This window comes from Streptomyces sp. NPDC048191 (assembly GCF_040652655.1).
Taxonomy (GTDB): Bacteria; Actinomycetota; Actinomycetes; order Streptomycetales; family Streptomycetaceae; genus Streptomyces.
Map to the genome: position 1 here is coordinate 153,724 of NZ_JBEZMO010000002.1, position 13,672 is coordinate 167,395.

The following is a 13,672-nucleotide window of genomic DNA, read 5'->3' on the forward strand; positions in this document are numbered from 1 at the left end:
ACCCCGGAGCCGGGCGCGGCGCCCCTCCCCCGCATGATCGCGGCGCAGGCGGCGCTGGAGACGAGGATGCTGCTGCGCAACGGCGAGCAGCTGCTGCTCACGGTCGTCATCCCGACCCTGCTGCTGGTGCTCTTCAGCTCCGTGGACATCGTCGACACCGGCAAGGGCAAGGCGGTGGACTTCCTCGCCCCCGGCATCCTGGCCCTGGCCGTGATGTCGACGGCGTTCACCGGGCAGGCCATCGCGACCGGCTTCGAGCGGCGCTACGGCGTGCTCAAGCGGCTCGCGGCCTCGCCGCTGCCCCGCTGGGGCCTGATGACCGCCAAGACGGCGTCCGTGCTGGTCACGGAGGTCCTGCAGGTGATCCTGCTGACGGTGATCGCGTTCGCGCTGGGCTGGTCCCCGCACGGCAACCCCGGGGCCGTCCTGCTCCTCCTGGTCCTCGGTACGGCCGCCTTCTCGGGCCTCGGTCTGCTGATGGCGGGCACGCTGAAGGCGGAGGCGACCCTCGCCGCCGCCAACCTCGTCTTCCTGCTGCTGCTCGTCGGCGGCGGTGTCATCGTGCCGCTGGCCAAGTTCGGTGCGTCCGCGCAGGCCGTGCTCGGGCTGCTGCCCATCTCCGCGCTGTCGGACGGCCTGCGGGACGTGCTCCAGCACGGTGCCGGGACGCCCTGGGGCGACCTGGGGATCCTCGCCGTGTGGGCGGTCGTGGGGCTGGCCGCGGCCGGGAAGTTCTTCCGCTGGGAGTGAGGCGTCACGGTGGACCCTCGTGAAAGCGTGCACAAGCGGCGGCCTACGATGGTGGGCGTGCCCAAGCTGAACCCCGCCGACGCCGTAGCGGCCGTGCGCAACCCGCTCGACTTCATCGCCGCACGCTGGACCCCGTCCCCCAGGACGGTCCGGCGTGCGGCTCTCGCCGCGCTCGTGATGTCGGTGGTCATCGTCGTCACGGGTGGTGCCGTCCGCCTGACCGGCTCCGGCCTCGGCTGCCCGACCTGGCCGGAGTGCACCGACGGCTCGCTCACGCCGACGAACGCGCTCAGCTACCACAGCGCGATCGAGTTCGGCAACCGGATGCTGACGTACGTGCTGTGCGCCGCGGTCGGCTGGGCGATCATCGCCGCCCGCTCCGAGAAGCCGTACCGGCGCAGCCTGACCCGGCTGGGCTGGGCGCAGTTCTGGCTGGTGATGGGCAACGCGGTCCTCGGCGGCGTGGTCGTGCTCGTGGGCCTCAACCCGTACACCGTCGCGGCCCACTTCCTGCTGGCGACGGCCCTGACCACCGTCGCCGTGGTGATGTGGCAGCGCACCCGCGAGGGCGACGGCGCGCCCCGGCCGCTGGTCGGCAAGGCCGTGCAGCAACTGGTGTGGTTCCTGGTGGCCGCGTCCCTGCTGCTCATCGCGGCCGGCACGGTGGTGACCGGCGCCGGGCCGCACGCGGGTGACTCCAGCGAGGTCAAGCGGATCCCCATCGACTGGGAGACGGTGGCCAAGCTGCACGCGGTGCTCGCCTGGATCGTGGTGACGCTGACGTTCGCGCTGTGGTTCGTGCTGAAGGCGGTCGACGCGCCGAAGGGGCCGCTGACGCGCACCCGCGAGCTGTTCCTGATCCTGCTCGGCCAGGGCGTGATCGGTTACGTGCAGTACTTCACCCATCTGCCCGAGCTGCTGGTGGCCCTGCACATGTTCGGCTCCTGCCTGGTGTGGATCGGCGTCCTGCGCGTCCTGCTCGCACTGCGCGAACGCCCGGCGGCCGCCCTGGACCTGCCCGGTCCCTCGGCCGAGATGACGGTGGGCACGCGCGCGTGAGTCACCCGTGGGTGGCCACCAGCTTGTCGATCGCCGGCCCCAGGTAGGCGCGGGTCAGCTCGGCGCGGCGGGCGACCCAGGCGCCGTCCGCCGGCGCGGGGTCCGCGTAGCGCCGTCGGGTGATGTCCTTGACGACCTCGACGGGGGCACCGAGCGCCGGGAGTTCGCCGAGCGCCTCCCGCTTCGAGACGAGCCGCCCGTCCCGCAGGGTCACGGTGGCCCGGGCCAGGGTCAGCAGGCCGAGGTCGACCCAGGCGTCCTGCCGCCACAGCCGGGCCTTGCCGACGGCGGGCCGCCAGAAGTCCCGCTGGTCCCGCACGACGTAGGCGCTCAGCTGCCCCTGCGGCACCGGTGGGAGCAGCCCGGCCGGCGACTCGCCGTGCAGCACTCGCCCGAAGTCGTGCAGTTCGCGCCGGGTGACGGGGGTGACCGGGCGGCGCAGCACCCGCCGGTGCGCCCAGGTGAGGTGGGAGCGGTCCGGGTCGTCCAGAGTGGCCGGGGTGAGGTAGCTGCAGTGGAGCTTCGCGGCGAGCGGCAGGGCACGCAGGCTCCGGTGCAGGGCCACCACCCGCCGTACCGTGCCGAGGCCCACCGGGCCCGGCAGCAGCGCGATCAGGTCCAGGTCGCTGCGGCCCTCCTGGTAGTCACCGCCGGCCAGTGAGCCGTGCGCCCACACCGCGCGGGGTCGCAGCGGCGTGAGTCCGTCGAGGAAACGGTCGAGCAGCGATGCGGTCGGCATCCGCCCAGTCTGAGCAGCTCACGTCAGTCCGTAAACCCGGCGCGCGTTGTCCGCCGCGACCATCCGGGCCACCCGCTGGGCGTCCTCCAGGGACCAGGCGCCCTCGGCGACCCAGGTGCCCAGGACCCGGCCCAGCGCCTCGCGGAACAGGCGGGCGCCGACGACGTGCAGTTCGGGCAGGCCGTGGGCGCCGGTGGAGAAGAGGATCTTGCCGAAGGGGGCCAGCTCCAGGATCTCGGCGAGGACGGTGGCGGCGCGGGCGCCGGTGCGGAGGAGGGCGGCGCCGGAGTCCGTGTAGACGTGCGGGAAGACGCCGGCCAGATGGGCGGCGTGGCGGTGGTACGGATAGCCGTGCAGCAGGATCAGGTCGGTGCCGAGACCGGCCGTGGCCCGTACGAAGTCGGTGAGCAGCACGGGGTCGGTGCGGTCGATGCGGGAGCCCGGCTCACCGAGCCCGGCGTGCAGTTGCAGGGGCAGGCCCGAGGCGACCGCGATCCACAGCACGTGCCGCAGCAGCACGGGGTCGGTGAGCGCTCCGCCGACCCGCCGGCCGGCCAGCCAGCGGCCCGCCGCGCCCCGCACCTCCCCCGGCCCCGGCGGCTCGGGGGCGAGGGCCAGGCCGTGTCCGAGGCCCGCGACGGACGTGAAGGCGACCGCGTTCGCCGCGGCGCCGTGCACCGACTCGGCGAGGTTGGTGAGGAAGGACTCGACGGTGCCGGAGGTGTCGGCGACCTGCTCCGCGAGCTGCTCCAGCCGGACGATCTCACGGGCCTCGGCGAAACCGGCCGAGGCCAGCTCGACGGGGCCCGTGAGATCGCCGGGCAGGCCGGTGTCGACGAGGTAGGTGGTGATGCCGCTCCCGCGCAGCAGCCGGCGGCCCGCCTCCATGACGCCCAGCTCCCGGCGCCGGGCCAGATAGCGGGCGGGCGCGCAGTGCGGTTCCAGACCGAGCAGGGGCGGGCACCAGCGCCGTACGGCGAATCCCGTCTGGGTGTCGAAGAGGGTGGTGCCGGGCGCCGGTGGGCCTTCCGTACGGGCGAGTTGGGCCTCGAACGTGCCGAGGCCCAGCTCTGTTCGCAGTACGCCGTGGCAGTACTGGTCCACGAGGGACGGCGTTTCGATCATTCGGCCTCCCCGCGCCCGCCGGCTTTTGCGGCCTAACGAGTGAACGGGGTCCGAGGTCGCGGATGAGCTCGGGGACCGCGGCCCGTTCGGCGACTTCGGGCCGCATGCGGCCGGTCGCGCAGTTCCCCGCACCCCTTCCGGGGCGCCTCGCTCAGCCGCCGACCTGGATGCCGGCCATCCTCTTCCACTCGTAGGCGCCGGTCTTCACCTTCGCCGCGAACTCGCCGTCGAAGGACTCGTGGACCGTGATGCCGGACTTCTCGACGGCCTTCCCGGCGATCTCGGCGCTGGGGGCCACCAGGTCGCCCCAGCCGCCGTCCTCGCCGACGAGGACGATACGGGCGCCGCGCTCGCCGATGTGGGCCACCTGGCCCTCGGCGCCACCGTGCGCCTTGGCGAAGGCGCTGATCTCCCGGGCGAGCTTGGCCACCTTGCGCTCGGCCCTCGCGTCAACCTGCTGCGTGTCTGCCATGACCAGGATGCTACTCACGAGTAGATCGACTGGCGAGAGCAGCCCCCTGTGACGTACGTCAGCGCAGGAACGGGTCGACCGCGACCGCGACGAAGAGGATCGACACGTAGGTGATCGACCAGTGGAAGAGGCGCATCTCCTTCAGCTTCGCGCCGGTCACCTCGGCCTTCGCCCGGTTCTGCAGACCGTGCGCCTCCCACAGCCAGAAGCCGCCGGCCGCGAGGGCCACCACCGTGTAGAACCAGCCGGTGTAGCCGAGCGGGGTCAGGAGCAGGGAGACCAGGACCATCACCCAGCTGTAGACGACGATCTGCCGGGCGACCACCTTGTTCGAGGCGACGACCGGGAGCATCGGCACGCCCACGCGCGCGTAGTCGTCCTTGACCTTCATGGACAGCGGCCAGTAGTGCGGCGGCGTCCAGAAGAACATGACGAGGAAGAGGATGACCGGCGCCCAGGACATCGAGTCCGTGACCGAGGACCAGCCGATGAGGACCGGCAGGCAGCCGGCGATGCCGCCCCACACGATGTTCTGCGAGGTGCGCCGCTTGAGGATCATCGTGTAGACGACGACGTAGAAGAGGAGCGCTCCGAGGGAGAGCCAGGCGCTCAGCCAGTTGACGGTGAGCCCGAACAGCAGCGTCGAGACGACCGCCAGGGTGATGCCGAAGGCCAGGCACTCGCGCGGGCTGACCATGCCCGTCACCAGCGGCCGCTGCGAGGTGCGGTCCATCAGGGCGTCGATGTCACGGTCGATGTACATGTTCAGCGCGTTGGCGCCGCCCGCGGAGAGGTAGCCGCCGACGCAGGTCAGCAGGACCAGCTTCAGGTCCGGCACGCCCTGCTGGGCCAGGAACATCACCGGAACGGTGGTGATGAGAAGCAGCTCGATGATCCGCGGCTTGGTCAGAGCCACGAACGCCTTGACACGGGCCCCGAACGGCCGGTGAACCGGGCCCTGGCTCGCACCACCCAGCACGCCCTCCCCCAGAGCCTGAAGGGCCTGGGAGGGACCCCCAGGACGTGATTCGACGGCCGTCACGCACACCCCTGACAGAGACATCCCAGCAAGCCCCCCGTGTGAAGTCCCGGTAAAGGCTCGCGCGTACCACGCCACTTTAGACGTTGCCCATACCCCGGCCTTCGCGGGGGTGGGGTCGTGTTGGCGCACACCCCATAAGAGGACACCCGGCACTCGATTGAGCGCTCAGATGGCAGCCTCCGTATTCATGTGCCAAATGGCGCGTTCGGCCAGTCGGGAGGCGGATCAGACGGACTCCCGGCAGTCTGGAAACACTCGAAAAAATGCACGTCCCCACAGGGGTAGGCTCGGCAGCGGCCGGCGGGCAGAAGCGCGCCGGCGGCCGGGTGGGCACATGCCCCGAAGACCGGCGACCGACATGTGGAGAGGAGCCCTGACCCAGGGTGAGCACCAAGCCGACCACCACAGACCTTGAGTGGACCGAGCTGGACCAGCGGGCCGTCGACACTGCCCGTGTCCTGGCCGCCGACGCCGTACAGAAGGTCGGCAACGGCCATCCCGGTACGGCGATGAGCCTGGCTCCGGCCGCGTACACCCTCTTCCAGAAGGTGATGCGGCACGACCCGGCCGACCCCGAGTGGGTGGGGCGCGACCGCTTCGTGCTGTCCGCCGGCCACTCGTCCCTGACCCTCTACACGCAGCTCTACCTGGCCGGCTTCGGCCTGGAGCTCGAGGACCTGGAGTCCTTCCGGACCTGGGGTTCGAAGACCCCCGGCCACCCGGAGTACGGGCACACCAAGGGCGTCGAGACCACCACCGGCCCGCTCGGCCAGGGTGTCGCCAACGCGGTGGGCATGGCGATGGCCGCCCGCTACGAGCGCGGCCTGTTCGACCCCGAGGCCCCGCAGGGCGAGTCGCCCTTCGACCACTTCGTCTACTGCATCGCCGGTGACGGCTGCCTCCAGGAGGGCATCTCCGCCGAGGCCTCCTCGCTGGCCGGCCACCAGAAGCTCGGCAACCTGATCCTGCTGTGGGACGACAACCACATCTCGATCGAGGGCGACACCGAGACGGCCGTCTCCGAGGACACCGTCAAGCGCTACGAGGCCTACGGCTGGCACGTGCAGCGCGTGGAGGCGAAGGACAACGGCGACCTGGACCCGCAGGCGATCCACGCCGCGATCCAGGAGGCCAAGGCGGTCACCGACCGGCCGTCGTTCATCGCGATGCGTTCGATCATCGCCTGGCCGGCCCCGAGCGCCCAGAACACCGAGGCCGCGCACGGCTCGGCGCTGGGCGAGGAGGAGGTCGCGGCCACCAAGCGCGTCCTCGGCTTCGACCCGGAGAAGCACTTCGCCGTCGAGGACGAGGTGATCACGCACACCCGCAAGGCCCTGGAGCGCGGCGCCCAGGCGCGCGCCGAGTGGGAGAAGTCCCTGCAGGTGTGGCGGGACGACAACCCGGAGCGTGCCGCCGAGTTCGACCGCATCAGCAGGGGTGAGCTGCCCGCCGGCTGGGAGGAGAAGATCCCGGTCTTCGAGCCGGGCAAGGGTGTCGCGACGCGTGCCGCCTCCGGCAAGGTGCTGCAGGCGCTCGGCGCGGTGATCCCCGAGCTGTGGGGCGGCTCCGCCGACCTCGCCGGGTCGAACAACACGACCATCGACAAGGAAAGCTCCTTCCTGCCCGAGGGCAACCCGCTGCCCGAGGCCAAGCCGTACGGCCGCACGATCCACTTCGGCATCCGCGAGCACTCGATGGGCGCCGAGCTGAACGGCATCACGCTGCACGGCAACACCCGCGTCTACGGCGGTACGTTCCTCGTCTTCTCCGACTACATGCGCAACGCCGTGCGCCTGTCGGCCCTGATGCACCTGCCGGTGACGTACGTGTGGACGCACGACTCCATCGGCCTCGGCGAGGACGGCCCCACCCACCAACCGGTCGAGCACCTGGCCTCGCTGCGCGCGATCCCCGGTCTGAACGTGGTCCGCCCGGCGGACGCCAACGAGACCGCGATCGCCTGGCGCGAGATCCTGCGCCGCTACACCAAGGTGTTCGGCAAGGGCCGGCCGCACGGCCTCGCGCTCACCCGCCAGGGCGTGCCGGTCTACGAGCCCAACGAGGACGCCGCGAAGGGCGGTTACGTCCTGTTCGAGGCCGAGGGCGGCGAGCCGCAGGTGATCCTGATCGCCACCGGCTCCGAGGTGCACGTGGCCGTCGAGGCGCGTGAGCGGCTGCAGGCCGAGGGCGTCCCGACGCGTGTCGTGTCGATGCCGTCCGTCGAGTGGTTCGAGGAGCAGGACCAGGGGTACCGGGACTCCGTGCTCCCGCCGTCCGTCAGGGCCCGCGTGGCCGTGGAGGCGGGCATCGGGCTGACCTGGTACCGCTTCGTCGGGGACGCCGGCCGCATCGTTTCCCTGGAGCACTTCGGTGCTTCCGCCGACGGCAAGGTGCTCTTCCGCGAGTTCGGCTTCACTGCCGAGAATGTGGCCGCCAAGGCCCGGGAATCCATCGCCGCCGCCCAGCGCTGACGCTCATATACGACACGTAGGAGATGTAATTCCATGACAGACGCACTCAAGCGCCTCTCCGAAGAAGGCGTCGCGATCTGGCTGGACGACCTGTCGCGCAAGCGGATCACGTCCGGCAACCTCGCCGAGCTGATCGACCAGCAGCACGTCGTGGGCGTCACCACCAACCCGACGATCTTCCAGAAGGCGATCTCGCAGGGCGACGGCTACGACCAGCAGGTCTCGGACCTCGCCGCCCGCAAGGTCACCGTCGAAGAGGCCATCCGCATGATCACCACGGCGGACGTCCGCGACGCCGCCGACATCCTGCGCCCCGTCTACGACGCCACCGGCGGCAAGGACGGCCGGGTCTCCATCGAGGTCGACCCGCGCCTGGCGCACAACACCAAGGCCACCGTCGCCGAGGCCAAGCAGCTGGCCTGGTTGGTGGACCGCCCCAACACCCTGATCAAGATCCCGGCCACCCGGGCGGGCCTGCCGGCGATCACCGAGACCATCGGCCTCGGCATCAGCGTCAACGTCACCCTGATCTTCTCCCTGGAGCGGTACCGCGCCGTCATGGACGCCTACCTCTCCGGCCTGGAGAAGGCCAGGGAGCGCGGCCTGGACCTCTCGCTGATCCACTCGGTGGCGTCCTTCTTCGTGTCCCGCGTGGACACCGAGATCGACAAGCGGCTGGACGGGATCGGCACCGACGAGGCCAAGGCGCTGCGCGGCAAGGCCGCCGTCGCCAACGCGCGCCTCGCCTACCAGGCGTACGAGGAGGTCTTCTCCTCCGACCGCTGGCAGGCGCTGGAGAACGCCGGCGCCAACAAGCAGCGCCCGCTGTGGGCGTCGACCGGCGTGAAGGACCCGGCCTACCCGGACACGCTGTACGTCACCGAGCTGGTCGCCCCGAACACGGTCAACACCATGCCGGAGGCCACGCTGGAGGCCACCGAGGACCACGGCGAGATCAGCGGCGACACCATCGCCGGCACCTACGAGCAGGCGCGTGCCGACCTCGACGCGCTGGAGCGGCTCGGCATCTCGTACGACGACGTCGTACAGGTGCTGGAGGACGAGGGCGTCGACAAGTTCGAGGCGTCCTGGAACGACCTGCTCAAGTCCACCCAGGCGGAGCTCGAGCGCCTCGCCCCTTCGGAGGGCTGAGTTGACCCCCCTTTCCGGTTCCGGAGCGAACCCGCTTCGTGACCCGGCCGACCGACGGCTCCCGCGCATCGCGGGACCGTCGGGTCTGGTCATCTTCGGTGTCACGGGCGACCTGTCCCGCAAGAAGCTGATGCCCGCGGTGTACGACCTCGCCAACCGGGGTCTGCTGCCGCCGGGCTTCTCGCTGGTGGGCTTCGCCCGCCGCGAGTGGGCGAACGAGGACTTCGCGCAGGAGGTCCACGACGCCGTCAAGGCGCACGCCCGTACGCCGTTCCGGGAGGAGGTCTGGCAGCAGCTCATCCAGGGGATGCGCTTCGTGCAGGGCACCTTCGACGACGACGACGCGTTCGAGCGCCTGCGCTCCACCATCGAGGAGCTGGACAAGGCACAGGGCACGGGCGGCAACTTCGCCTTCTACCTGTCGGTGCCGCCGCGCTCCTTCCCGGTGGTCATCCAGCAGCTGAAGAAGCACGGGCTGGCCGACCAGTCGGGCGGTTCCTGGCGGCGCGCGGTCATCGAGAAGCCCTTCGGCCACGACCTGAGGTCGGCCGAGGAGCTGAACAAGGTCGTGCACGAGGTGTTCGAGCCGGACCAGGTGTTCCGCATCGACCACTACCTCGGCAAGGAGACCGTCCAGAACATCCTGGCGCTGCGCTTCGCCAACACGATGTTCGAACCGATCTGGAACCGGTCCTTCGTGGACCACGTGCAGATCACCATGGCCGAGGACATCGGCATCGGCGGCCGCGCCGGCTACTACGACGGCATCGGCGCCGCCCGTGACGTCATCCAGAACCACCTGCTCCAGCTCATGGCCCTCACCGCCATGGAGGAGCCCGCCTCCTTCGACGCGGACGCGCTGGCCGCGGAGAAGGAGAAGGTGCTCGGCGCCGTCCGGCTGCCGAAGGACCTGGGCGCCTCGACCGTGCGCGGTCAGTACGCGGGCGGCTGGCAGGGCGGCGAGAAGGTCATCGGCTACCTCGAAGAGGACGGCATCGACGCGAAGTCGAAGACCGACACCTATGCCGCGATCAAGCTGGGCATCGACAACCGCCGCTGGGCGGGCGTCCCCTTCTACCTGCGCACCGGCAAGCGCCTCGGCCGGCGCGTGACGGAGATCGCGGTCGTCTTCCAGCGGGCCCCGCACTCCCCCTTCGACACCACGGCGACGGAGGAGCTGGGCCAGAACGCGATCGTGATCCGCGTCCAGCCGGACGAGGGCGTCACGGTCCGCTTCGGCTCCAAGGTGCCGGGCACCTCGATGGAGATCCGGGACGTCTCCATGGACTTCGCCTACGGCGAGTCCTTCACGGAGTCCAGCCCGGAGGCGTACGAGCGGCTGATCCTGGACGTGCTGCTGGGCGACGCCAACCTCTTCCCGCGCACCGAGGAGGTCGAGCTGTCCTGGAAGATCCTCGACCCGATCGAGGAGTACTGGGACAGGCACGGCAGGCCCGCGCAGTACCCGTCGGGCACCTGGGGCCCCGCCGAGGCGGACGAGATGCTCGCACGAGACGGACGGAGCTGGCGCCGCCCATGAAGATAGACCTGACCGACACCACCGCCGGCGACATCAACAAGGCGCTCGTGCAGGGCCGCCGGGCCATCGGCACCCCCGCCGTCGGCATGGTCCTGACCCTCGTCATCGTCACCGACGAGGAGAACGCCTACGACGCGCTGAAGGCCGCCAACGACGCCTCGCGCGAGCACCCCTCGCGCACGCTGGTCGTCATCAAGCGGGTCTCCCGCACCCCGCGCGAGCGTACGAGGTCCCGGCTGGACGCCGAGGTGCGGGTGGGCGCGGACGCGGGCACCGGTGAGACGGTGGTACTGCGACTGTACGGCGAGGTCACAGGCCACGCCGACTCGGTCGTGCTGCCGCTGCTGCTGCCGGACGCCCCGGTGGTCGTGTGGTGGCCGGTGAACGCCCCGCTGGACCCGGCGAAGGACCCGCTGGGCGCGCTCGCCCAGCGCCGGGTGACCGACACCTACGCCGCCGAGCAGCCGGTGCGGGAGCTGTCCGCCCGCGCCGACGCCTACACCCCCGGCGACACCGACCTGTCCTGGACCCGGATCACGCCGTGGCGTTCGATGCTCGCGGCGGCCCTGGACCAGGTCATCTGCGAGGTCGAGGCCGTCGAGGTGGAGGGCGAGGAGTTCAACCCGAGCTGTGAGCTGCTGGCGATGTGGCTCGCGGACCGGCTGGACGTCCCCGTCAAGCGCTCGCTGTCGTCCGGTCCGGGGCTCACGGCCGTCCGGATGGACACCAGCTGCGGCCCGATCGTCCTGGACCGCGCGGACGGCTCGCTGGCCACGCTGTCCATCGAGGGCCAGCCGCCACGGGCGGTGGCGCTGAAGCGGCGGGAGACCGCGGAGCTGATCGCGGAGGAGTTGCGCCGGCTCGACCCGGACGACACCTACGCGTCGGCGCTGCGCTATGGCGTGGAGCGGCTGAACGCGGCTCCGGAACCGTCCGTCCAGGAGCCGGTGGCCGAGCCCGCGCCCGAGGAGGAGTCGGCCAAGGCGCCCGCGAAGAAGGCGGCCGCCAAGACCGCGAAGAAGGCACCCGCGAGGAAGGCGGCGGCGAAGTGAGTACTCCGCAGCTGGTCGTCCACCGCGACAAGGAACTGATGGCGCAGGCCGCCGCGGCCCGCCTGATCACGAAGATCGTGGACGCGCAGGCCTCCAGGGGCACCGCGTCCGTGGTCCTCACGGGCGGCCGCAACGGCAACGGCCTGCTGGCCGCGCTGGCGGCGGCGCCCGCGCGGGATGCCATCGACTGGGGCCGCCTCGACCTGTGGTGGGGCGACGAGCGCTACCTGCCCGAGGGCGACCCCGAGCGCAACGTCACGCAGGCCCGCGAGGCCCTGCTGGACGCCGTACCGCTGGACCCGGAGCGCGTGCACGCCATGCCCGCCTCCGACGGGCCGTACGGCACGGACGTCGAGGCGGCCGCGGAGGCGTACGCGCAGGAGCTGGCGAAGGCGGCCGGGCCGGAGAACCACGGCCCGGTGCCCACCTTCGACGTGCTGATGCTGGGTGTCGGTCCGGACACCCACGTGGCCTCGCTCTTCCCGGAGCTGCCGGCGGTCCGCGAGACGGAGCGCACGGTGGTCGGCGTCCACGGCGCCCCCAAGCCCCCGCCGACCAGGATCAGCCTCACCCTCCCCGCGATCCGCTCGGCCCGCGAGGTCTGGCTGCTCGCGGCGGGCGAGGACAAGGCGGAGGCCGCGGCCATCGCCCTGTCGGGCGCCGGCGAGATCCAGGCTCCGGCGGCCGGGGCACAGGGCCGCTCGCGCACCCTGTGGCTGCTGGACTCGGCCGCGGCCTCCCAGCTGCCGAGATCGCTGTATCCGCCGGCTTCGCCGTGACCGACTGAGGTCCCCCCTCGACCGGGCTTCACACTTTCTGCACGGAACATCCGTGCAACGCTCAACTTTTGTGTAAGCTCCTGGCGCTGTAACCGCACCACCGAGGGGGGACCTCATGCGTATACGCTTCGCGCTCGCCGCCACCATCACGGCCGGAACACTGGCCGTCGTCGTCGCGGCGCCGGCCCAGGCCACCGAGTACTCCTCCGCCCTGAAGATCAAGGGCGTCCAGTACGACGCGCCGGGGCGGGACTCCAACAACTGCAGTACGGGCAACACCCGGGACGAGTACCTGACGATCAAGAACTACTCGCGCACCGCGACGGTCAACCTCAAGGGTTACGTCGTCAAGGACGCCACAGGGAACCGGTTCACGTTCCCCTCGAACCACTACCTCCAGCCCGGCGACTACGTGAAGCTGCGCGGCGGCCACGGCACCGACTCGGACGCGGGCAACGTCGTCTACCGCCAGAACTGCAACTTCATCTGGAACAACGACCAGGACACCATCTACCTCTACAAGCCGTCCGGTGCCCACGCGGACACCCACGCCTACACCAAGTCCCGCGATGACCGGGACGGCAACGGGTACATCACCTTCCACGGCTGAGGCGACCCCGTCCCGGGCCGTCGCACGCGGGCTCGGTCACTTGACCGAGCCCGCCATCACCCCCTGTACGAAGTGCCGCTGGAAGGCGAAGAACACCGCCACCGGCACGATCAGGGACAGGAACGCGCCCGGTGCGAGCACGTCGATGTTGCTGCCGAACTGGCGGATCTGGGACTGGAGTTCCACGGTGAGGGGCTGCGAGGAGCTGTCGGCGAAGAGCAGGGCGACCAGCATGTCGTTCCAGACCCAGAGGAACTGGAAGATGGCGAGCGAGGCGATCGCGGGCCGGCCCACCGGAAGCACCAGCCGGGTGAAGATGCGCCACTCGCTGCCGCCGTCCATCCGGGCCGCCTCCAGCATCTCCTTCGGCATCTCCGCGAAGTAGTTGCGCAGCAGGAACACCGCGAAGGGCAGTCCGTAGGCCACGTGGAAGAGGACGACGCCGGGGATCGTGCCGAACAGGCCCAGCGCGCCGAAGAGTTTGGCCACCGGCAGCAGGCCGATCTGCACCGGCACCACCAGCAGGGCCACCACGAGCAGGAAGATCGGCTCCCTGAGCGGGAAGTCCAGCCAGGCGAAGGCGTATCCGGCGAGCGCGGCGATGACCACGACGAGGGTGGTGGCCGGCACCGAGATCAGTACCGTGTTCCAGAAGGCCTGCACCATGCCGGAGTTCTTCAGCAGGGCCGAGTAGTTGTCGAAGGACAGCTGGCCGGGGCTCGCCAGCGCCGTCCACCAGCCGCCCTTCGCGGTGTCCTGGGCCGAGCGCAGGGAGGACAGGAACAGGCCCGCGAGCGGGGTCAGCCAGACCAGGCCGATCACCACCAGGAAGGCCTGCACCAGGCCGTTGCCCAGGCCCCGCCTGATCGTGTTCATCGCTG

Annotated in this window: 13 protein-coding genes; 8 read left to right on the plus strand and 5 right to left on the minus strand. The window is 70.9% G+C overall.

The annotated features are described in order from the left end of the window. Window positions 1-33 precede the first annotated feature (33 nt). Both AB0D93_RS03740 and AB0D93_RS03745 read left to right on the plus strand, forming a co-directional pair. Window positions 34-750, plus strand: coding sequence for an ABC transporter permease (locus AB0D93_RS03740; protein WP_362113484.1), 717 nt, complete (start codon window positions 34-36; stop codon window positions 748-750). 48 nt (window positions 751-798) lie between these two features. After that, complete coding sequence (locus tag AB0D93_RS03745) at window positions 799-1,809, plus strand: COX15/CtaA family protein (RefSeq protein ID WP_362113487.1); 1,011 nt, start codon at window positions 799-801, stop codon at window positions 1,807-1,809. Window position 1,810: 1 nt separating this feature from the next. Here AB0D93_RS03745 and AB0D93_RS03750 read toward each other — a convergent pair whose 3' ends face one another. The 4 genes from AB0D93_RS03750 to AB0D93_RS03765 all read right to left on the minus strand — a co-directional run bounded on the left by AB0D93_RS03750 (window position 1,811) and on the right by AB0D93_RS03765 (window position 5,121). After that, window positions 1,811-2,548 (minus strand): nucleotidyltransferase, encoded by a 738-nt coding sequence (locus tag AB0D93_RS03750; RefSeq protein WP_362112369.1) that lies wholly within the window; start codon window positions 2,546-2,548, stop codon window positions 1,811-1,813. Window positions 2,549-2,566: 18 nt separating this feature from the next. After that, window positions 2,567-3,673 carry an amidohydrolase family protein gene (locus tag AB0D93_RS03755; RefSeq protein ID WP_362112372.1) on the minus strand — a complete coding sequence of 369 codons (1,107 nt, stop codon included), beginning with the start codon at window positions 3,671-3,673 and terminating at the stop codon, window positions 2,567-2,569. A 151-nt stretch (window positions 3,674-3,824) separates the two neighbouring features. Continuing rightward, window positions 3,825-4,145 carry a hypothetical protein gene (locus AB0D93_RS03760; RefSeq protein WP_362112375.1) on the minus strand — a complete coding sequence of 107 codons (321 nt, stop codon included), beginning with the start codon at window positions 4,143-4,145 and terminating at the stop codon, window positions 3,825-3,827. A gap of 58 nt (window positions 4,146-4,203) precedes the next feature. After that, window positions 4,204-5,121: a heme o synthase gene (locus tag AB0D93_RS03765; RefSeq protein WP_362113490.1), complete on the minus strand. Its 918-nt coding sequence runs from the start codon at window positions 5,119-5,121 to the stop codon at window positions 4,204-4,206. Window positions 5,122-5,570: 449 nt separating this feature from the next. Between AB0D93_RS03765 and tkt the strand changes: the two genes are divergently transcribed. The 6 genes from tkt (at window position 5,571) to AB0D93_RS03795 (ending at window position 12,791) form a co-directional block, all read left to right on the plus strand. Next, a complete protein-coding gene (gene tkt, locus AB0D93_RS03770) occupies window positions 5,571-7,658 on the plus strand; it encodes a transketolase (RefSeq protein ID WP_362112378.1) in 2,088 nt (695 codons plus the stop codon). Between the two features lie 33 nt (window positions 7,659-7,691). Continuing rightward, complete coding sequence (gene tal / locus AB0D93_RS03775; protein ID WP_362112381.1) at window positions 7,692-8,810, plus strand: transaldolase; 1,119 nt, start codon at window positions 7,692-7,694, stop codon at window positions 8,808-8,810. A 1-nt stretch (window position 8,811) separates the two neighbouring features. After that, window positions 8,812-10,350 carry a glucose-6-phosphate dehydrogenase gene (gene zwf, locus AB0D93_RS03780; protein ID WP_362112384.1) on the plus strand — a complete coding sequence of 513 codons (1,539 nt, stop codon included), beginning with the start codon at window positions 8,812-8,814 and terminating at the stop codon, window positions 10,348-10,350. After that, entirely contained in the window at window positions 10,347-11,402 is a 1,056-nt protein-coding gene (opcA, locus tag AB0D93_RS03785) for a glucose-6-phosphate dehydrogenase assembly protein OpcA (RefSeq protein ID WP_362112387.1), read from the plus strand. The genes zwf and opcA overlap by 4 nt, the downstream gene beginning before the upstream one ends. After that, the gene (pgl, locus tag AB0D93_RS03790; RefSeq protein WP_362112390.1) at window positions 11,399-12,181 is read left to right on the plus strand and encodes a 6-phosphogluconolactonase; all 783 of its coding nucleotides are present in this window, start codon (window positions 11,399-11,401) and stop codon (window positions 12,179-12,181) included. Before opcA ends, pgl begins: the two co-directional genes overlap by 4 nt. Window positions 12,182-12,296: 115 nt before the next feature. After that, a complete protein-coding gene (locus tag AB0D93_RS03795; protein ID WP_362112393.1) occupies window positions 12,297-12,791 on the plus strand; it encodes a lamin tail domain-containing protein in 495 nt (164 codons plus the stop codon). A gap of 36 nt (window positions 12,792-12,827) precedes the next feature. Here the strand turns inward: AB0D93_RS03795 and AB0D93_RS03800 are convergent, their stop codons facing one another. Next, entirely contained in the window at window positions 12,828-13,667 is an 840-nt protein-coding gene (locus AB0D93_RS03800) for a carbohydrate ABC transporter permease (RefSeq protein ID WP_362112396.1), read from the minus strand. Window positions 13,668-13,672: the final 5 nt, after the last annotated feature.